This is a genomic window from Planococcus circulans (assembly GCF_020023385.1).
Lineage (GTDB): Bacteria > Bacillota > Bacilli > Bacillales_A > Planococcaceae > Planococcus.
The window spans coordinates 163,959-183,793 of record NZ_JAIQCL010000002.1 but is presented as its reverse complement, the minus strand read 5'-3'; the positions used below and the strand labels follow the sequence as shown (position 1 = coordinate 183,793).

Annotated in this window: 22 protein-coding genes and 2 pseudogenes; 4 read left to right on the top strand and 20 right to left on the bottom strand. The window is 38.3% G+C overall.

Annotated elements, in window-relative coordinates:
- Positions 1-231 precede the first annotated feature (231 nt).
- Positions 232-1,761 (top strand): FAD-dependent monooxygenase, encoded by a 1,530-nt coding sequence (locus tag K8U60_RS05090; RefSeq protein ID WP_223635317.1) that lies wholly within the window; start codon positions 232-234, stop codon positions 1,759-1,761.
- A gap of 77 nt (positions 1,762-1,838) precedes the next feature.
- Here K8U60_RS05090 and K8U60_RS05085 read toward each other — a convergent pair whose 3' ends face one another.
- The 3 genes and pseudogenes from K8U60_RS05085 to K8U60_RS19150 all read right to left on the bottom strand — a co-directional run.
- Positions 1,839-2,165: a hypothetical protein gene (locus tag K8U60_RS05085; RefSeq protein WP_223635315.1), complete on the bottom strand. Its 327-nt coding sequence runs from the start codon at positions 2,163-2,165 to the stop codon at positions 1,839-1,841.
- 407 nt (positions 2,166-2,572) lie between these two features.
- The gene (locus K8U60_RS05080) at positions 2,573-3,913 is read right to left on the bottom strand and encodes a PQQ-dependent sugar dehydrogenase (RefSeq protein ID WP_223635312.1); all 1,341 of its coding nucleotides are present in this window, start codon (positions 3,911-3,913) and stop codon (positions 2,573-2,575) included.
- 244 nt (positions 3,914-4,157) lie between these two features.
- A pseudogene (locus tag K8U60_RS19150) lies at positions 4,158-4,505 on the bottom strand (hypothetical protein); the annotation flags it as partial.
- 302 nt (positions 4,506-4,807) lie between these two features.
- Here K8U60_RS19150 and K8U60_RS05070 point away from each other — a divergent pair.
- Positions 4,808-5,521 carry a hypothetical protein gene (locus tag K8U60_RS05070; RefSeq protein WP_223635309.1) on the top strand — a complete coding sequence of 238 codons (714 nt, stop codon included), beginning with the start codon at positions 4,808-4,810 and terminating at the stop codon, positions 5,519-5,521.
- Positions 5,522-5,589: 68 nt separating this feature from the next.
- Here K8U60_RS05070 and K8U60_RS05065 read toward each other — a convergent pair whose 3' ends face one another.
- From K8U60_RS05065 to K8U60_RS19015, 12 genes are all read right to left on the bottom strand, one after another.
- The gene (locus K8U60_RS05065; protein ID WP_223635306.1) at positions 5,590-5,757 is read right to left on the bottom strand and encodes a hypothetical protein; all 168 of its coding nucleotides are present in this window, start codon (positions 5,755-5,757) and stop codon (positions 5,590-5,592) included.
- 112 nt (positions 5,758-5,869) lie between these two features.
- Complete coding sequence (locus K8U60_RS05060) at positions 5,870-6,724, bottom strand: DUF4352 domain-containing protein (protein WP_223635303.1); 855 nt, start codon at positions 6,722-6,724, stop codon at positions 5,870-5,872.
- A 329-nt stretch (positions 6,725-7,053) separates the two neighbouring features.
- A complete protein-coding gene (locus K8U60_RS05055) occupies positions 7,054-7,701 on the bottom strand; it encodes a DUF1643 domain-containing protein (protein ID WP_223635299.1) in 648 nt (215 codons plus the stop codon).
- A gap of 80 nt (positions 7,702-7,781) precedes the next feature.
- Positions 7,782-8,432 (bottom strand): vWA domain-containing protein, encoded by a 651-nt coding sequence (locus K8U60_RS05050; RefSeq protein ID WP_223635296.1) that lies wholly within the window; start codon positions 8,430-8,432, stop codon positions 7,782-7,784.
- Between the two features lie 81 nt (positions 8,433-8,513).
- Entirely contained in the window at positions 8,514-9,518 is a 1,005-nt protein-coding gene (locus tag K8U60_RS05045) for a macro domain-containing protein (protein ID WP_223635293.1), read from the bottom strand.
- A 725-nt stretch (positions 9,519-10,243) separates the two neighbouring features.
- Positions 10,244-10,828, bottom strand: a complete 585-nt coding sequence (locus K8U60_RS05040) for a hypothetical protein (protein WP_223635291.1) — start codon at positions 10,826-10,828, stop codon at positions 10,244-10,246.
- A gap of 234 nt (positions 10,829-11,062) precedes the next feature.
- Entirely contained in the window at positions 11,063-12,817 is a 1,755-nt protein-coding gene (locus K8U60_RS05035; RefSeq protein ID WP_223635288.1) for a coiled-coil domain-containing protein, read from the bottom strand.
- Positions 12,810-13,247, bottom strand: coding sequence for a hypothetical protein (locus K8U60_RS05030; protein WP_223635286.1), 438 nt, complete (start codon positions 13,245-13,247; stop codon positions 12,810-12,812). Before K8U60_RS05030 ends, K8U60_RS05035 begins: the two co-directional genes overlap by 8 nt.
- The gene (locus K8U60_RS05025; RefSeq protein WP_223635284.1) at positions 13,247-14,401 is read right to left on the bottom strand and encodes a hypothetical protein; all 1,155 of its coding nucleotides are present in this window, start codon (positions 14,399-14,401) and stop codon (positions 13,247-13,249) included. The genes K8U60_RS05030 and K8U60_RS05025 overlap by 1 nt, the downstream gene beginning before the upstream one ends.
- A gap of 471 nt (positions 14,402-14,872) precedes the next feature.
- Positions 14,873-14,965, bottom strand: a complete 93-nt coding sequence (locus tag K8U60_RS19145) for a DNA/RNA helicase domain-containing protein (protein WP_223636009.1) — start codon at positions 14,963-14,965, stop codon at positions 14,873-14,875.
- Positions 14,966-15,168: 203 nt separating this feature from the next.
- On the bottom strand, positions 15,169-15,489 hold the full coding sequence (locus K8U60_RS05015) for a hypothetical protein (RefSeq protein ID WP_223635282.1): 321 nt from the start codon (positions 15,487-15,489) through the stop codon (positions 15,169-15,171).
- A gap of 9 nt (positions 15,490-15,498) precedes the next feature.
- A complete protein-coding gene (locus K8U60_RS19015) occupies positions 15,499-15,630 on the bottom strand; it encodes a hypothetical protein (protein WP_263298573.1) in 132 nt (43 codons plus the stop codon).
- A 191-nt stretch (positions 15,631-15,821) separates the two neighbouring features.
- Here K8U60_RS19015 and K8U60_RS05010 point away from each other — a divergent pair, with 191 nt between their 5' ends.
- The gene (locus tag K8U60_RS05010; RefSeq protein WP_146558069.1) at positions 15,822-16,094 is read left to right on the top strand and encodes a hypothetical protein; all 273 of its coding nucleotides are present in this window, start codon (positions 15,822-15,824) and stop codon (positions 16,092-16,094) included.
- Between the two features lie 296 nt (positions 16,095-16,390).
- Here K8U60_RS05010 and K8U60_RS05005 read toward each other — a convergent pair whose 3' ends face one another.
- The 4 genes and pseudogenes from K8U60_RS05005 to K8U60_RS04990 all read right to left on the bottom strand — a co-directional run bounded on the left by K8U60_RS05005 (position 16,391) and on the right by K8U60_RS04990 (position 18,279).
- The gene (locus K8U60_RS05005; protein WP_223635280.1) at positions 16,391-17,188 is read right to left on the bottom strand and encodes an Ltp family lipoprotein; all 798 of its coding nucleotides are present in this window, start codon (positions 17,186-17,188) and stop codon (positions 16,391-16,393) included.
- Between the two features lie 301 nt (positions 17,189-17,489).
- Positions 17,490-17,696 (bottom strand): annotated as a pseudogene (locus K8U60_RS05000) (TIGR00366 family protein); the annotation flags it as partial.
- A 138-nt stretch (positions 17,697-17,834) separates the two neighbouring features.
- Complete coding sequence (locus K8U60_RS04995) at positions 17,835-18,086, bottom strand: hypothetical protein (RefSeq protein ID WP_223635278.1); 252 nt, start codon at positions 18,084-18,086, stop codon at positions 17,835-17,837.
- Positions 18,067-18,279 (bottom strand): hypothetical protein, encoded by a 213-nt coding sequence (locus K8U60_RS04990; protein WP_223635276.1) that lies wholly within the window; start codon positions 18,277-18,279, stop codon positions 18,067-18,069. The genes K8U60_RS04995 and K8U60_RS04990 overlap by 20 nt, the downstream gene beginning before the upstream one ends.
- A 210-nt stretch (positions 18,280-18,489) precedes the next feature.
- Here K8U60_RS04990 and K8U60_RS04985 point away from each other — a divergent pair, with 210 nt between their 5' ends.
- Positions 18,490-18,855 (top strand): PH domain-containing protein, encoded by a 366-nt coding sequence (locus tag K8U60_RS04985; RefSeq protein WP_223635274.1) that lies wholly within the window; start codon positions 18,490-18,492, stop codon positions 18,853-18,855.
- Between the two features lie 260 nt (positions 18,856-19,115).
- Here K8U60_RS04985 and K8U60_RS04980 read toward each other — a convergent pair whose 3' ends face one another.
- A complete protein-coding gene (locus tag K8U60_RS04980; protein ID WP_223635273.1) occupies positions 19,116-19,829 on the bottom strand; it encodes a type 1 glutamine amidotransferase in 714 nt (237 codons plus the stop codon).
- Positions 19,830-19,835: the final 6 nt, after the last annotated feature.

Genomic DNA, 19,835 nt, shown 5'->3' with positions numbered 1-19,835 from the left:
GTTTAACTTGGAGTGTATGGTCAGAATCGCTTAAAATTGTTTCTTGCACGGGACACTTTTTTTGCTTGAAATGGGTCGATTAAGGATATAGTAGCTGTACAAGATCTTTTCGATTCGGTATCACCTGCTTTTTTCTTATAAGAACTTTTCCTATACTCGATTTTTTAGCTTTACACGACACTTGAAACTGAAGCGATCAGCAGGCGTGTTAATCATTAGGAGGTCTCTAGGATGAACCCACAAATCTTAATCGTCGGAGCTGGCCCCACTGGACTGGCTCTTGCCTATAGCCTGGCGCGTCAAGGCGTGCCGTTTCGGATCATCGATAAAAACGCAGGAACCGGCACAGCGTCACGGGCGCTCGCCGTGCATGCGCGCATATTGGAACAGTACGAGCAACTGGGCCTGGCCGAACGCAACATCAAGCGGGGCCATCCGATTTTGTCGCTGGATGTCAGCGACGGCAAACGAGTGAGAGCCACAGTGAAATTCCATGAGTTGGGCAAAGGGCTGAGTCCGTTTCCGTTTATCCTGAGTTTGCCGCAGGACGAACACGAAGAAATTCTCGTCGACGAATTAAGTAAAATCGGCATCGAAGTCGAATGGAACACTTCTTTGCTTTCTTTTGAAGACACAGGAGTTGGCGTGAACGCCGTGATGCAGCAACAAGGACAGCCAGCAGAAACAGCGGAATTTGCCTATTTATGCGGATGCGACGGGGCCGGCAGCATGGTCCGAAAAGGACTGGGATTCGACTTTCCCGGCGGTACGTACAAGCAATTATTCTTTGTCGCTGATATCGAAACGGAGCAGCCGGTAGACGATATGGAAAAGATGGACATGTACATGGACAATGACGGCTTTATGCTGTATATGAACGTCCGCAACGCCAACACTAAACGAATCCTTGGCATTGTGCCCGAGGAATTCAACGAGCACACCGATGTCGAGTACCATGAAATCACCAATTACATTGAAAACAAAATCCGCGTGAGCGCGGCCAAGGTCAATTGGTTTTCGACCTATCGCGTCCATAACCGCGTCAGCGAGCGATTTGCCAAAGGGCGCATCTTTATCCTGGGTGACGCCGGCCACCTGCACAGCCCGACCGGCGGACAAGGCATGAACACCGGCATTGGGGACGCCATCAATTTGGGGTGGAAACTCGCAGCGGTGGTTCAAGGAAAAGCCGCTCCTAAAATATTGAGCACCTACGAACAAGAGCGCATCGCCTTTGCGCGCCGGTTGATTGCGACGACCGACAAAGCGTTCCAAACGATTGTCAATCAAAAACTGCCCGGCACGTTGCTGCGGGAGTATGCCGTACCTTACGTCTTGCCGTCGGTATTCAAATTTTCCTTCCCCTCAAAAAATGCATTTAAGTTCTTGTCTCAAATCCACATCAATTATCGCAACAGCCACTTGAGCAAAGGCAAAGCCGGCAAAGTCTACGGCGGCATGCGCTTGCCGTGGATCGAAACTGACAAAGGCGATAATTTTTCGCCGCTGCGCTCCGTCGATTGGCAAATTCATATATACGGCAAAGCGCAGCCCGAGCTCATCGACTTTGCCCGCTCGCAGTCGCTCCAGCTCCATGAGTTTGCCTGGGAAGCTAGAATGAAAGACGCAGGATTCAAGCAAGATGCGCTGTACCTGATTCGACCGGACGGGCATGTGGGGCTTGCGACTGAAAAGCAGTGGCTACGTGTGTTGAAAATGTATTTGGAGACTTATGGGATTGTGGCTTTTGGAGCGGAGTGAAACAGAAATAAAAAAGGAGGCTGGAGGCATGAACCCATGATGGGATCATTCCTCTAGCCTCTTCTTACAAATATATATTAAGCATTTAATTTATAGTGCGCTGCCTTACCATACATGCCGTTTTCAGCTGTTACATCATTCAATTCAGCAATAATGACCTTAGGTCTGGAAGGACCGACTATTGTAGAAATATAGCTAACTTTAAATGTGTAAGTAGCTTTTTTGCGGAAGTTTCGATATTCAAGCGAATCTTCTGTAGTTGTCCAATAAAAAACATGGCCATCTCTATCTATTAAAGCGATTACTCGATATTCGTCGTTTTCAAAGCAAGAAACAAACTCAAGTTCCTTCGTATATTTCTTTCCTTTTTCAAATCCGTTCACTTCTTTGATTGCAAGCACCATCGAAATACACCTCATTCCATAGTGGTATGCATTTAATATAACAGAACCTACGTTCGATTTCTAGTCAAAAGATTAAAAATATTAGAATATTTAGTTCATTTAATAAATTTTGTTGGGACTTCGTTCTATACGCGATGAGTTTGAAGGTATGAAAGAATTAGGTATAGTTAATCCACGATTGAATAATGTCTATCTTGTTTATATGAGTCGGCGGAAACCTGATCGATGGTCCCAGATATACTGCTTATGGAAGTCTGAACAGCATTAAGTGCTTCATCAAAGTCAATTACTTCTTAGATCAACATACGAAAGCCGTATCCGTTAACCTTTGAGGCTGCGAGATACGGCTTATTCTTCATGCAGTTGTAGTTAATGAACTCAATCCTTTTTGACACAGGGGCGCGTTTTTATTCACCTGCTGCCGTAATCTTATAAATCGCACCGCCATCAGTGCTTGCAATAAGCGCGCCATCCTCAGTTACAAGAATATCACGGAAACGTTCGCCTTTATCAGTTAATAGACGTTCTTCTCCAACGATGGTGTCACCTTCAATAACGACACGTGCAATATAGCTCGACACTAAACCACCGATGAACAAGTTGTTCTCCCATTCAGGAATGGCGTCGTTATCATAGAATGAACTACCACTTGGCGCACTTGTTGGATCCCAATAATATCTTGGTTCAATAAAGCCTTGTGCTTCGTGTTCTGAAATTCCATCATTGATTAATTCACCCGTGTACTCGATACCATAAGATACAATCGGCCATCCATAATTATTGCCTGGTTCAACAATATTCAGTTCATCCCCAGCTTGTGGACCGAATTCAACAATCCATAAGTCTCCTGTTTCAGGGTGGAAGTCTATACCTTGAATATTACGGTGACCGTAGCTGTAAATACCATCCAGTGCATCTTCATCTTCGATAAATGGATTCGACTCTACTGGTTCTCCATCTTGTGTAATGTGAATGACTTTACCCAAGTAAGCATCCAAGTCTTGTGCACGTTCGCGAATTGGATCATCTGAACGTTCACCAGTTGTTAAGAACAGGTTGCCGTCTTCATCAAAGATAATACGTCCACCATAGTGTAAGTCACCTTCATATGCTGGTGTTGCTTGGAAGATTACTTCAAAATCTTCAAGTGAGGCTTCATCTTCTGATAACACACCTTTACCGACAGCAGTTACAGTACCACCTTCAACATCTTGAGAAAAAGTCAAAAATACTAATCTTGAATCGTCAAAATCAGGTGCAACGGCTACATCAAGTAAGCCACCCTGACCTGAGTTATTTACTTCTGGTGTCCCTTCGATTGGTTCTGAAACAGCGAACTCATTAAGGTTTACAATAAGAAGTTCTGCTGTATCTCTTTGCGTAACAAGTAAGCGGTTTGGCTCAAACTCTGCCATCCCCCATAATACGCCTAGACCATCAACAACAATTTCTTCATTAAGTTCTGTTTCAGTCTCTACTGCAGGTGCTCTTGTTTGTTCTGGAAATGCTGGTTCAAACTCAGTAACTTTTGGTTCAGTTTCTGCAGGTTCTCCATCTGTACTTTCCCCAGCGCCCTCGTCAGCAGGTTCTTCTGTTTCAGCATCCTCTTCCGCAGGTTCTTCTGTTGTAACATCCGGCTCATCCGTTACTTCTTCGTCTGAAGCTTCATCATTGCCACATGCTGCCAAAGCCAATACAAAGATCAGCATTATAAAGAACAGTAATCTTGACCACGAAACTTTTGTCATCGTTTTCCCTCCCCTTTCTAAAATAGTAATCTGAATGTATATTGAAGTTCATTCCCCCTGAAATCCAGTAAAAAAATGGTTAAGACTTTCAAGTCCTAACTAAAAATATGAAACTCCTAAAATAATGCTATCACAATTTTCTGAAAAACAATAATAATATTACTTTTATATGACATTTACTAAATTCTTGTAATAATATCTTAATAAAAGGGAACAATCGGAGTTGCCGCCTTTTGTGAGGTATTCAGCCTGTCTTTGTCTCGCATCCCCTGCACAGCGTAATGTTCGCCGATGTTACGTACACATAGATCCTCAATGCTGCCGGCAGCCATACCCACCATCTGTGCTTCAGTGTCTGGGTCTGAATCGCATAAGAAAGCAATGTTCTAAGAGACGGGTAGTCTTCAGGGAAATCGAAGCCGAGGAAAGGCAGCCCTGACTCTATGCCAATATTTGCAGCGAGTGATCATGTTCCGTTTACGATGATGATACCCACCAAGTTCGGCATCATCTGTGAAAATATGATTTTGATCGGGTGACTCCCCAGGGTTCTTGAAGCATTGATCCAATCAAGCTCTTTCTCCTGCAGTGCCAGCTTTTTTTCCTCCACCTGCCCAACCCTTGTATTCATTATTTATGTAATAATTCCTACACTATACCTTTTTTGTAAGGGGGCTAATCAGTGTGTGTCGCCACCAATATTGTTATCTGTCTCAAATTGTGTCCAACACAAGGAAATAATTTAAAGATAATAAAAAATTCCGGATATTTTACTGCGTTAATTAGTTTTAACTACTCTTTACAAATTTATTACAAAAATACCCACAAACACTTGTAATAGCTTTTTTTTGCAATTACAATTAAATTATTACAATTATTACAAGGAGGGTTCTTATGCTAAGTAAAAACAAATTTATTATGTTAGCTATCATGGCTAGTTTGTTATTATCAGCTTGTGGAGAAACGACGGACGAAAGTGCAGAACAAACTAGTGAAGAAGCTACACCAGCTGAACAAGTTTCTAAAAATGCGGAAGAACCTACTGAAAAATCTGAGGTTTCAGAACCTAAAACTGACGAAAGTGGAAATACTATTTTAGATGAAGTGGGCCAAACAGCCACTTCTGAAGTAGGCACGGTCGAATTAAAGAAGATTATTAATGTAAATGAAACTGTCGATATAGCTCCTTTAAAAGTTACTGTTCAAGGTATCAAAGTACTTGAAATGACTGATGTACACCCTGATTTTGCTGAATCATTAACTTGGCAAGCTGATGCAGATATTAGTCAAGTGAAAGATGGATTTACTTATGTACAAGTGACATATCAAGCTGAGAACACTGCCGATCAAAATATTCAATGGTACGACTTAATGAATATAACAACCGATCAAGGCGAACAAATCGATGGTCAAATGAAGGATATTTTAATAGATGACGCAGATATGGATTCCGAATTTATAGGTGAGGTAAAGAAAGATTATGTAGATGGTTTTATTTTAAAAAACCCTGATATCAATAGCATAAAATTAATCTATGGTTACACTATGAACGGAGATACTTATGAGGATATTACTGGTGAACAAACGGTTGAATATTCTTTTGAGTAACAAAAAAACTGGCCTCTTAATGGTCAGTTTTTTTGATTTGAATTTTAAATATGGCATCAAAACACTTTCTAATTAGCTACTCTAATTTTCTTATTAATTATATTAAACCCAACTCCTGTTAAAATTGCTGTAATCGAACCTATAGCCGCCGCAATTCCAATATCTCCAAACATAAAAGAAGATAGTAAAAGTCCAATAACCCCAATTGTTATTAATGATATCGATATTGCTTTCATAAATTGTCCTCCTCTTTCTTATATATTAAATTCGATATAGTTTTCCTTATAAAGTTTGAAATGCTTAGACTTTTCTACGGACAAATACCGCTTTTGAAAAAACAAATCCGATTTATTGAAGATAAACTATTCCAGTCTTATTGCCCCAAAGATCATTTTGTATGTGTAATTCTAAATTTTTAAGATCAGCCGGAACATCAAAGACGATATTGCCAGTCAACGCAACTCCAGGATTGATTTCAGTATAGAAGAAATCATAATCCTTATTTGCATATATTCCTGCAGATCCACTAGCTTCATAAGTACGTTCGCCTGATACAAGTTGAAATTGATCGCTATCCACTTTAATAGCCTCATTTTGTTCATTCTGCACTGTTAAATTAACAATAGTGAACTGAGATATTGCTTCTTTGCCATATTCTCCCCCTACATTATTGGCATTTGTCACTTCATTAATTACATAATGTACATCGTCGATCACAATTGCATCTCCAATTCCGATAACGTCCTCGACAGGTTCTTCTTTTTCATCCGTTGTCTCTCTACTAACTTCTTCTGTTTCTTCAATTATCTCTTCAGAAACTACTTCTTCAGCTTTATCGACTTTTTCTTGCGCTTCAACTGACTCTACGGTAGTTTCTTCTGTATCATTAGTTGTCTCAGGAGATGTTGAAACAGCCCCAAAAAAGCTAATGAAACCTATTACAATAACAATAATTGAGTTTTTCACTGGTTTTTCGCGTGCTAAATATATAATTAACATTAAGAAGCCAACTACTATTGCCCAAAAACCAAATACTCCGTATAAAGAACCTTTAGGAAAATTGCTCAGGTTAATAAATACGAACCCAATGACTGCAACAATTCCTCCAAGCTTTTTAGGAATTTCAGTAAAAATTGATGATATAAATAATATTAATCCTGTTAGTAAACCTAGGAAACCCATCGCCCCTAATAAATAACTCATTTTCTGCTCCTCTTTTGTTGTTGAATCATAAATTACTTCAAAACATTTCTTAATACCTACTTAGTATACGGCAATGATGATATATTGCCTATTTATTTTATATGTATTAATTTAGACTCTCCTTGAAGGAGTCTTTTAAATTTAAATAAAGCCACATACTCCATTACTAGGTTCCATTAATGATTTGCGTATCACCCATAGTATTTGATAAGGCTTTAATTTTTTCCATCCAAGCTCCTAGCTTGATTAAACAGATACAAATTACTACCCAGTATCACTTTCTCCCAGTTCAGAGTAATTTACAATACTCATTAACCAGAGAGTACAAGTTATAACAAGGTCTCCATCGTATCCAGCCAAATGACTTTGTTTACTGAAGTAGCAGGTTTCGGATGTCTAGGGAAACCCCTTTCAGAATGGATCCATGCTTTCATATGGCTGTAATCAATAGTGGCTTTGCCGTCTTTAAAAAGTCCAAATTGCTCAGACAGTCTTTTCGCAGTCGTCGATTCACCCCAAGCAAATATCACATATTTCGCACTAGAAAGTAAGGTCTGACAATCTTGCACATTTTCATCTTGAAAAATGGAGTGAGTTTGATTAGCTTCTTGGAACTTTCTTTCGATGTTGCGGAAATTGCTCATATTGCCCTCACAAATATCAGACAGGTTAACAATGACCAAGACATTCCAAGCTTTCCGCTCCATCAGGTTCATTAATTGGTACTGGGTTTGATCGGGTTTAGCGGCCATCAAAGTTGCTTCTTTTGCACTCGAACTTGTCACTGCACCAGCGGGTTTACAGCTTCCCGGATTAATCATGACAACCACCGAATCGATTTCTTCCTGTTCATGGCCGATCCGCACGATTTTTGCTTCCCGTCGCATAAGGAACTTCTCCCCATTCACCTCAGAATAGTAGAATTTAGCACTTACCTCAAACGTCTTTATCAATTCATTTGCAAGAATCAATGTCATATTCCTCACTCCTTTTTAATTACCTTCCAATCACAAGCTATCAAAAACCTTCGTTTCCTCCTTAAGGAAACGAAGAAATTTTATTTCTTCCCACGCGAATTATAATCCTTCTCAATATCCTTCTTCCACTCACGATCAATCTTCTTCCCCCTCCGGAAAGAGGCAACCGCTTCACTCACCACTTTATAATTCAGCTCGGTACCTTCCGCGTCTGCATGGTAGTTGACCGCGAATTCCTCCTCGACTCCGAATTGTCGTGCAGTGGCGACCGCATCGATATTCGCGCCGAGGAATATGAATTCCCAATTAGCTTCGGCTTTCTTCTGCGCAATCATTTCATGGATTTTTTTGTAATTGTATTCGCAGCTAGAGTTTTCCATGCCGTCCGTGGTGATGACAAAAATCACTTTGTCTGCTTGCTGGTCCTGCAATGTTCCTTTTTGTACGTTGCTTATTTTCTGGATCGTTGAACCAATCGCATCGAGCAGCGCCGTCATGCCGCCCACTTCGTAATCCGTCTCAGTCAGCGGAGAAATGCCTTCCAACGAAATCCGGTCGTGCAACAGGTCATACCCCTGATTGAACAACACCGTTGTGACGCGGACCTCACCGAGAAGCTTGCGTTGTTTTTCAAGCATGGCGTTAAAGCCCCCGATTGTGTCCTTTTCGAGCCCTGCCATCGAACCGCTTTTGTCGAGAATAAAGACCAGTTCTGTCGTTTGCGTTTTCATATCGTGTTCCTCCTAAAGTTTTTTTACCAACTTAAGGATACGATTTTCTAGAGGTGAAAAGGTCGCTTTAGAAGCGACAGTTCAAGAACCCAGGAGCGTTTGGTCAAACGCAAATAACGCGTTGTTGATCTCATGAATATTGTACATCTTCCGCTCAATGAAATAGATGATGATCAGATCGAAGTGTTGGCTGCGCGATAACCTGTACCCTGCTTTTTCAAGTAGATCATCCGTTTCGTGAAGATCCAGTTCAAGCGCTATTGCAAAAGCCACAATGGTCTTTTTCATCGGCGTGTATCCAGGAGAATTGCGAATCTTGGAAAACAGTCTCCGGTCGATATTCGCCTTTCTATAGGTCGCTGTGTCGGTCATGCCTTTTTCGTCAATAAAACGGAGCAGCCGTTCTGAAAATGATTCATCCATATCTTCAAAGAAATCTTCCAGACTGATATCAATTGGTGCTTCTATTCTGTTTTCTTCAAGGATGGGGATGGGATACAAGTCGAGCTTTGGTTCCCTTACCCTCCGATAACGGCTATCCTTTTTCTCTAGTGCCGTTACTTCATTTTCATCAATAAAGGCGGCAATCGACTGGTAGAGCTTTTCACTGATTCTGAAAGACTGTTTGTCGAATACGACCAGATAAACATGCATTTCATAATTGATCAGAAAAGCTTCAATTTCAAAAATAGCAATCCGCAAAGCCGCTTCTTTCGGATAACCGAAGATTCCGGTAGAGATAAGCGGAAAGGCGATCGATTCACATTCGAGGCGATGTGCCAGTTCCAAGGAGTTGCGGTAACAGTTTTGTAGTAGGACTTCTTTATTATTGGCCTCATCTTCCCATACCGGTCCGACCGTGTGGATGATGAAATCAGCATCCAGCGAAAAAGCCCCCGTATACACTGCCTCTCCCACAGCACACTGGCCGATGTGGTCACACGCCTGTTGCAATGCTTGAGGCCCCGCTGCATGGAATATGGCACCGCAGACACCGCCACCCATTTTCAGGCCGGAGTTTGCGGCATTGACGATCGCATCGGTTTTCATTTTTGTGATATCATTTCGTACGATTTCCAGTGGCATGTGGCTCTCCCCTTTTCGTTGGTTTTGATTTTGTATGAATCCTTCATTGTTTGACTGAAGAAGGACAAACTTGAGAACCACTCGTGCCATAAAAAAGAACCAGTAGGGACAAGTTTTAGAACCATAGGACAGCAGAGAACCACTCATAAGAATAAAAAACCGCTTGAGGAAAGTTGATTTTCTCAGAGCGGCGATGCGTACAGTATAAATTATTTTGTACGATAAAAATTGTTTAGGATCGTGCCTTCTCTCGGAATACAGTCTTTTTCATTTTCAGAGAAAGGGGTTTCATACTTTTTTCATAATTTAACACGTATAAGACGTTATGGCTTTTTCTTTAATTCTTTTCTCATTTTCAGAAAGCAGCTAACAAGATACCAAGAAAGAGTTATTGATAGACAACTAATATATAGAATTACTGACAAAATAATATCGTAATGTGCAAAGGCATTATACGAATGCATATATAGAATGACTAAGCTTTCCCAGACAATGTCTACAAATAACGGAAGTATAATAAAAGTTAGCACTAATGAAGCTACCAGCAACGGGGCGACTTTATACCTCTGTGTAGTCGTTACAAAATCGATATCTTGAGCTTTATCCGGATTATATTTGGTTTTGGAGGCTTTACTTATATCAGGAAACCACTGTAAAAATATTGCGAATAATATACCAAAAACTATACTAAGAGCACTTAGAATATCTCCCACTTTTTTCTCCCGTCAGTCATTATCAAAATAAATTTTTAACTTATCATATGAAGTAGGCTTGATAACATAAGTAGAAAATGTTCCTCTTTCTTTCACAATCATTGGAGCTGCGCCGTCTAGATGACCTAATATTTTATTTAATTCAATTAAAATATTGTGAGTTTTTATATCTACTTTGTAAACATCTAAAGTACCTTGGTCAGTCTGGATTGCTTCAGCACTTCCCAACGTTTCTTTTAAACTTAACTTAATCATATCTGACATCTCATATTGATATTTCGACATAACAGATCTAATCAATGATTTGCTTTCTGAATGAGTTAATTGAAATAATTTACTAACACTATCTTCAGAAGGTACTTTTCCATCAAACATGTATTTAGTCATTAAGAATAATCTATACTCTTTAATATCGGAGCCTCGCGTAAAAACTTTTTGGCCAACTATTAGTTTTAAGTATTCTTCAAATGCAGCTTTTGCTATACCATTTAAGCTTTCAAGGTTGTTTCCATTTTCCCCCTTACCTAAACTTGCTTTAATTATTGCTAGCTCTGTTTCATTTAGTTCGTAATTAAAACTTACATTGATATCTTCCATATGATATTTCTCCTACCCTTCAACCTCGAATCTCTTTAGTATTTCGCCCCTGTCTACCACTCAATTATGAATAATTACCGAGCGTCATTTAAATGCAATAGGAATTCTTTCTACTATTGATTTTGTCTTTTTCTTATACAGTATTGTTGTATATCTTAAATTATGTCATATATAAGGTCGTAATTTATTACTCTACTTTGATATTTATAAATCTAATCAAAGATATCATCAATCTTATAATTGCTCAGGCTTATAAAATGGCACAAACCCTGTTTTATTAGTGGTCACTAGATTTTCAGAATAATCTACCTTTAACCCTAAATCCTCATGTTCTTTATCATCGAAAATAAATACTTGCAAGTTACTTTTTCCGATATCTTCATAAGCCTTCGATATAATTTTACCAATTGCTTTACTATTTTCATTATCGAATGGTTTGGATATATGGTCTATTACGAGCAAAGGTATTAATGGATATCTACCTTCTGACAACATCATTTTCAAAAACGCTAAATACCCGCTCAGTTGTATTAAAGTATGTCTCGCCATACTCCCAACGTAGTAGTTGACAACTTCTTCTTCCGCTTTTTTATTTAAAACGGTTTTAACGGGTTGCATTACATTACCTTTTTTAGAATATGAAATTTTAAAACCATTTTGTTTTGAATCTTCTTTAACTACATTTGATATTCCTTCCGCAGACGTATATAGAATAGTAATATATTTCGATAAATCTTTAATTTTTTTTGGATCATCTGCATTTTGCAACGCTTTTAATTCGCTCTTTATTTCCTTAATACTTTTTTTCTTTTCCACTAATTCTGGTCCACTTGATTTGATATTAGCTGATAAATATTCCTCAATTAAAGTGATAGCTTTCACTTTTTCTTCTATAGTGAAGATTTTAAATCTATTATCGTTATCTTTTATATCATTTTTTAGTAGTTCCCTCTGCGCTTTAAGTTCTTGAATGGTATTATCATTAATTAAATACTTAGAAAAAGATATTGAAGAGTCTATATCATTAATTAACTTTTCAAGAGGCTCTATTAAATACATAAAATTTTCATTTCTCTCTAACAAATTATCTAGTTTCCCTAATAGCTCTTTTCTATTACGATTTTCTTTTTGAATTTGCCTAGTATCAATTATCCGGTTTTCATATACTTTTATTTGCTCATCTACCATATTAAACATTACTTCTAACTCCACAATATTCTTACCCTTATTCTTTTTATCAATATAGTTCAATTTTTTGTATTCGTTAATAAATTCGAATATCTCCTCGGTATTTTTGCCATTAAAATTTTTAGTGGTATCTAATTTCTTTAAATTTAGATTTATTTGTTCAATAATAAAATTATATTTAATTGAATCGGTTTCTAACTGATTTATTTGTTTTTGAAGTTTAGACAATTCCAATTGAAGTTCATTTATTTTTTCCAGATTATTGTTAAACAAGTAATTTAATATCGGCATTAATTTTGTATAATATTTCACGTCGCTACATTTGTCAAAAAAATTATAAGTTAACCCCTGCCTTTTTTCCCCGAGGAAATTAAACATCGTAAATGTTCTGAATGTTAGATTTTCATTTGTGAATTCTTTAATATTTTTTAGATATGTATAATCGCCGTTTGAAAAAACTGTATTTAAGCGTTCTTTGTACTCAACTAAATTTATATAATTATGTTCATCATGCGTTTCCGAGGCATAAGAGAAAAAATTCACTTGCGGGTCTCTTGTTCTAATTAAGCGATATTTTATACTGTTTATTTCGAAATCCATTATAGCCTTATTAAATACATCAGCATACCATGGTTTATTGATAAGATTCTCTGAAGATCCAAACATGTAATCTATAAAGTTATAGAATTCTGTCTTCCCAGAACTATTCACTCCTTTGAAATAATTTATTCCTGGTTCAAGATTGTAGGTGAATTCTTCTTCAGTTATAGAATATATTGTAAGTGTTGAGATATTAAACACTTGCTAAAACCTCCTTAAGAAATTGCTTATCCGTTAGTTTCTTACTTTCCCTTATAGCTCTGTTCAAAAAGATATTATCTCCAGTAATTTTTTTTGTATTCTCAACCTCAGGATTAATCTTTAAAATATTGTCTTCAATAAAAATCAAATTTTCATTATTTAATATATCTATAGATTTGATAATAAATTCTATACTATCGCAATATCCTTCGAAGTCACCTGATAATAATGACAAGCTTTTATATACGGTATCACTAGTATGACGACCATCGTATACTCGATGACTGTTTAATTTATATTTCTTTATCAAGTAGGCATAAACAGCAGTTTTTATTAAACTAAGTTCTTTATGGTCAGATAGAGTATTTAAGACAATCTCACAATATATACTTAGTTGTAGTGATTCTGCTTGTAACTTTAAATATTTCATTATTCTTCATCCTTCCACGAAATTTGTTTATCACCCATGCCTTCTTTTGTCAAATGTACTATAGCACCGTACTTTATTTGTTCATTACTTGCATATGAATTATCTCTTTTTTTAGTATTGTCCAACCTATTTTGAGGTGTATCATTTCCCTTTGTCATCAAATCTAGTAGTGCGTCTTCATAATTTTCATAAGCAGTTTCTTCTATATTTTCGATTTTTGTGATTTTATTCATTTCTGTATAGGTAATTTGAAAATGATTATAATAAAAAGAGTAAATTAAGTGTCTTTGAATTAACTTATTAGGCAATCCGCATAGATTTAATTGTTTGAATTCACGTAATTTATTTATAGCAGCATCTTTAGTATCAATTGCACAACTTTTTTTAAAACTTATATAATCCATTATTGGATCATCATCAGTTATTTCTATTGAAATACGCTCAGTTAACTTCATGAACTTATTATAATCCATAATGTATGGCTCTTTATTACCCATGCATACCATAATTTCATAAGTCACTCGTTCTAATAAGGCTTTAATTCTTTGATAATATACAATTTTGTCATTAACTCCATCTCTTTTAAATAAAATTTTGTATCCTTCTGCAATCTCTTCATCTATATCTTTTTTTTCCTCAAAAGAATATTTGCTTTTTATAGACTCATAAACTTTTTCAAAACACTCGTAATCACCATCATATAAATCTTTCACTTTTCTAATTATAGAGTTCTTAGACCCCTCAGTTTCTTCTACCTTATTAAACAAGTCTCTACAACTTAAACTGAAAATAATATCTTTATTGCCGTATGATTCCTCAGTAAACAAAATATACCTCGAAATTTTTGTAACTTTTCCCTCTAATAAAATCCAATTTAGAAGTATTTTTTGAGCTACATCTTTACTTATAGCAGTTCTTTTAACCTGTATTGCAGTTGTTCCATTCGAATTGTTTAGAATACTTTTAAATTTTTCTTCACTAGCGTCTAAGTCTTTCTCGTCTACTTTAGACAGACTAACATCTTCATAAATCTCAAATTCGAGTTGCATATTATTTTCTAACTTAATAAGGTGGTAAGCAAAGACTCTTATTTGGTAAGAGAATCCTCCTAAGCTATTAATACCGCTTTTATCTGGCTCAAATATTGAAGACATTTTTTCACCTCATTATTAATGTTTTTTTAAGCTCTCATAAAATTAATTATTCTATGAAAATTTAAACCTTCTAAAAAATTTATAATTCATCTTTTTGAACTTCCTGGTATTATTGCTGTTCTTAGTATGTGTTTTTCTAAAAAAATTTTACCTCTTTTACCTATATTTTGTTGAATAGTTTTACTTCCTCCTAATTTTGTTTTAATGGTACTAGCACGTCCTTCTATAAGAGGTTCGCCACTTGCTTCTTTTTAGTTAAACCCTAATAAATTGTATTGTTTCCAAAGTACTTTTACTCAATTAAATGAACTATCGTTTTATTGTCAAAACTTTCTTCTTCACAAGCTTAACTAAACCCTAACACCAGCACAGGTTATTAAGTGGTTCACAATATAATAATATATTTCTAGATACTCTCTTAAATTTTTTTGATTTTGATAATACATTAAACGTCTTGTTTAATTCTCATTTTTATAACGAATAATTTTTAATTCGATTATCCACACAATAAACATAACAACCCTTCATCCCTCGAGTCATCAATGTCTTATGCGTATTCCTCATCAACTGATTAAGCGGATCAAGCTCTAGAAGGACGATTTCTGTCCCTTTCCCTTCTGAGACCGCATCATTGATTCGCTTCCGCAACAGCAAGTCATCAAATTGGAAAAAAACCGGCGACTGTTCGACATAGCTTGTATAACGTTCATTGAGCAAAAGCTCTGCCAGTTTGTTCGGGATGTAATTATGCAGATAGGCACAGGAGCTCAAGCTGATGGATGTATCTTCATATAGGGCTTCGTTGAAATTCTCCAGATAGCGTTTATAGGACAACGATTGATAGGATGGATGAACGGTTTCGCGTTCCCGGCCTCCCAGGTATGTTCTGACAATGCCATCCCTTCAGCCAGTTGCGATTTCTGCCATTGTTTCAGTTCGATGATGACCGCGTTTTGCCGGCCAGCTTTGAGTTCACCGGTAATCAGGAAATCAATGCGCTTTTCAGTTGAAGGCAGCTTGTATTCCAGCAGCACATGGGTACCTTCCTTCAAATCGGCGTCGCGCAAGATCTTGGCCATTTGCGGCAAGGAATTGGTTCATGAACGGATTTCGCTTGGCGACACGGAGTGGTTCATCTTTTCCTGCACCTTCTCAAGAAGCACAGATTCGATGCGCTGTTCCAGCACATGGTTGATGAATTTTGAAGAGCTTTCGTTGTAGATGATCATGAGGGCGCTCCTCTCCATATATGGATATTCAATACAAATATATTAACATTATTTAACTGTTTTAGGTTGAATATACGAAATATTTTTACAATTTTATCATTTTTCTCTTTTAATTCTACTTTTTATTGATTCAAAATTTCTATGTAACCTTATTTCCCCTATGCCCGTCTACCTAACAAGAGGTGAACGACATGAAAAAAACTAGTATTGGCATCTTCCTTACCTTCCTTCTCCTCTTCAGCGGCTGCTCCAACGCCGAGCCGGAGATTACAGAATCAGAGGCAGAAGCGATTGTCGAGCAACGCCATACGAATTCGTTTGGAACAGTAGAAATCATTTCGATCAGCTATGAGCGCGGCCGGTATGTGGTTGAGTGGGAAAACGAAGGGAATTGCGAATGGGGCGTTGATTACTTGGATGGGCAGAGTGGCGAGATTGAAATGGGCGAGAGGACGATTTGCTGAGGCTGAATCATAGATTTTTGCCTTCAAGCTAAAGAAACCTCCAAGCATGAATACTGCTTGGAGGTTTCTTTAGCGTAAGACCTTATCCAGATTTAGAATAGCTTAGAGTGGGAATGTTTTTGATTTTTTTATAGCAGCGGCTGGATTTCAAAATCACTAATTCAAAGTATCGAAAAGACCGCTGACAACAATGTTAGCGGTCCCTTAAACTTATTTAAAATTAATTTTTAGCTGCTGATTTAAACGGAGTAGCTGAAAAACAGCAGCTCCTTACTCCAAAGTTTTGCTCCTTTTTATCAAAGCCCTATCGTATCCACTGCATGAGTAGCATCCGCATTACTGTATCCTTCAAACTCCAATTGTTCAATCAATCCAGATCTTGAAAAGGAAGTATACTCGATATAATCTTCGGCTGCCAATACGGCTTGTTCGCTCCAGTCCACAGTTATTTCTCCTACCGCGTTAGTTGCATCCGCGTTACTATGACCTTCAAATTCCAATTGTTCGACTAATCCACTTTGTGAAAACGGCGTATACGAGATATAATCTTCAGCCGATTTCACTGCCTGTGCGCTCCAGTTTACATCGATTTGTTCTACAGCGTAAGATGCATCCGCGTTACTAAAACCTTCGAATTCCAATTGCTCGACGAGTCCGCTTTTCGAAAACGCAGTATACGCGATATAATCTTGGGCCATTCCGACCGCTTGTTGCTGTGAAGCTGACCCAGCATTTTCCGCTGCTTGACGCTCTGCTTCTTCAGCTTCGGCTTTCGCTTGTTCTTCTGCTTTTGCCTCTGCTTCTGCAAGTGCCTTCGCTTCTGCTTCCGCTTTTTCTACTGCTTCCGCTTCAGCCTTTGCGTCAGCTTCAGCTTTTGCTTGTGCTTCTTTCTCAGCTTTTGCTTCTGCCTCAGCTTTTTCTTTCTCTTCTACTTCAGCCTCTGCCTTTTCTTCTGTTGCAGCTTTTTCTGTCTCTGCAGCGTCGACTTCTGCCACTTCAAGCACAGGTTCGTCTGTCTCAAGCGTCTCCTGACTGCAACCGCTTAAAAGAATCATTAGTCCAGCAGCCGATAAAATCTTTTTGTTTTTCCACATAAGTACCCGCTCCTTTCAGATAGTGAAGATATGATAATGATGATTGTATGAACCGTAAGTTAAACAAACCACTTACAGATGCAGATAGGTCTTTTTATTCATATCAAATAATCAATTAGAACTACTTAATTGCTAATATACCACAATACTCGGGAGGTTTATATAGCACGTGGGTAGTTAATTTCCACCAAATTTGGTCGCCTTTATTTCTTCTCGTTCTCTCTACACAGATTTATGTTATTTCCAGAACACAAAAACGGCCTTGCCCCAAAACAGGTAAAGCCGAAATCATCGGTTTCATTTACAAGAACAGCAATCCAAGCCCTATCACAACCCCACTGACAAACAGCACAATGAGGCAAAAGCCCATGATGTCTTTGGATTTGAGGCCAGCAATTGCCAGTGCCGGCAATGCCCAGAAAGGCTGGATCATGTTTGTCCAAGCGTCTCCCTAGGCAACAGCCATGGTTACTTTCGTGGTATCGGTGCCGAGCATAGTTAGAGCTTGATTTTTTCTTTATTCGTTCCGTAAGGATTCAGATGCCTGGTCACCTCCCATATAATTTTCTCCAAGACAAAAAAGCTTTTGAAGAGCCAGCCTGCTCTTCAGAAGCTTCCCGCTATTCATATGTAGGATAGGACTCAATCAGCTCGCATCTTGCTGCTTCCTGCGCTTTCTCCAGACGGTGCTGATGACTTTGAGAAGAAACACGGCCAGAAAGGCGAATGGAACAATCCGCACGATGTATTCCCAATAAGACATATCGCTATTTTGATAGATGGCCGTCCCGATGGTCGCACCCAAAAAAGCCAAGAAAAAATTCAAGATTGGATCGGCTTTCTTTGAAATGATCGGCTCTTTCAGCCAGGATGCCAGCTTACTTTTCTTCTTTTCCATATAAACCTCCTTTGTTGTGCTTATTTCTTTTTTCCATGGCGGGCAATATTAAGGCGTACAGCAGGAATCCAGCAATGGCTTGGCCGATAATGTGAGTCCATACCGGTGAACCATTTAATAAAGAGGTCACGACAAATCCAATGATGCCAAAGACCAAAGTTCCTAAAATCGTGTTTTTAACGCGCTTATTCATCAAATCCCACTTTCATCTGGTTGTCTGAAAAAAGCTCTCTTTACTGATACCCTTCTATAATTACTGGAAACCAATGGGTAATAAAAGCTGAATTCTCTTTGTTTTACTGATTGATTTCTTTGCGGAATTACTTCTAAAAGTAATGCCTACCTTTCCTCTACTTCCAATTTACGCCATATTAAAAACAGATTAGAGAAGAAGGCATTTTTTATGGCAGAGTTAAATGCAATGTTGGCATGGACGTTTACACAAGAAATCGATGTGCCGACGTCGGCTAATGAGTTGTTAGTTCCAGGTGAAGTGGCGCAAATCGCCTATAAGATGGTCCACGATACAGCAGTCGTGACGGACAAGCGCTTCATCATTTCCGACAAGCAGGGATTGACGGGCAAGAAAGTCGAGGTCTACAGCATTCCTTTCAAATCGATCATCATGTACTCATCAGAAAACGCTGGCACGTTTGATTTTAATACGGAGCTGGAACTATGGACGAGTATCGGCAAGTTTAAATTGAATTTAGCGAAGAAAGTGGATATCCGTAAACTTGATAAGGTGATTGCGGAAGCGATTTTGTAAGAATGGACAAATGGCCATTTCCTTGAGGGAAATGGCTTTTTTAAATACCTTTTTAACTTCGACAGAAATTTTACCTTCCGGCGAAAGACACGTTTTCTTTAAGACTTATAAAAATGAATAAAATGGAAAAACGCACCCGGCATGCTGAAACATCGGGTGCGTCAACCTATGGAAAATAAATTGTCACATACTATCCAGAAATTTCTATAACCGTTTTTTACTTAAGGATGCGTTTTTTCACTTTCTGCACTTCATACTGTTCATTTACTAGTTGCAGAAGAACGCTTGAGCCAAGCACTAATCATTTGACGGTAATAGGGAGTCGAAACAGCTAAAGCCGGCAGCACCTCAAGTTCCAGAGCCGGAATAAACGATGGATTAATTTCCGAGATGTCATCTTTTTTTTCTGCAATCCACTGCTTGATCAATTGTTCGTTGACTTCGGGATGAAATTGAATGGCGTATATATTGTCTTTGATCCGGAACGCCTGATTCGGATAGAGCACACTGGATGCCAACAATGTGGCTGAATCTGGTAAATCGAAGCGGTCTTCATGCCATTCCATGAAACGGAAATGCAGAGGCAACACATTGAAAACCGGATCATTCTCTGCTTCAGCGGTTTGGGTTAGTTCTGTGATTCCAAATTCAGTAGTCCCCATTTTTTCTACTTTTCCACCGAAGGCGGAGGCGATCAATTGAGCACCGAGACAGATTCCAAAAATCGGTTTATTTTGCTCATGAAATAGTCGAATTGTCTCTTTGATAGCTTTCAAAAAAGGAAATGCATCCTCATCATTTGCTCCCATTACCCCGCCCAAGATCACCATGGCCTCGAATTGTGGCGCCCTTTGCAAAAGGTCTGTCTCACTCTCCATTTCCATAAGCTCATAACCAATCCCTTGTTGTTCTAATGCTGCAATGGTTTCTCCAGGAGAAGCCACTTGGTCGGGCTGAACGATAAGTATTTTCATCAGCTT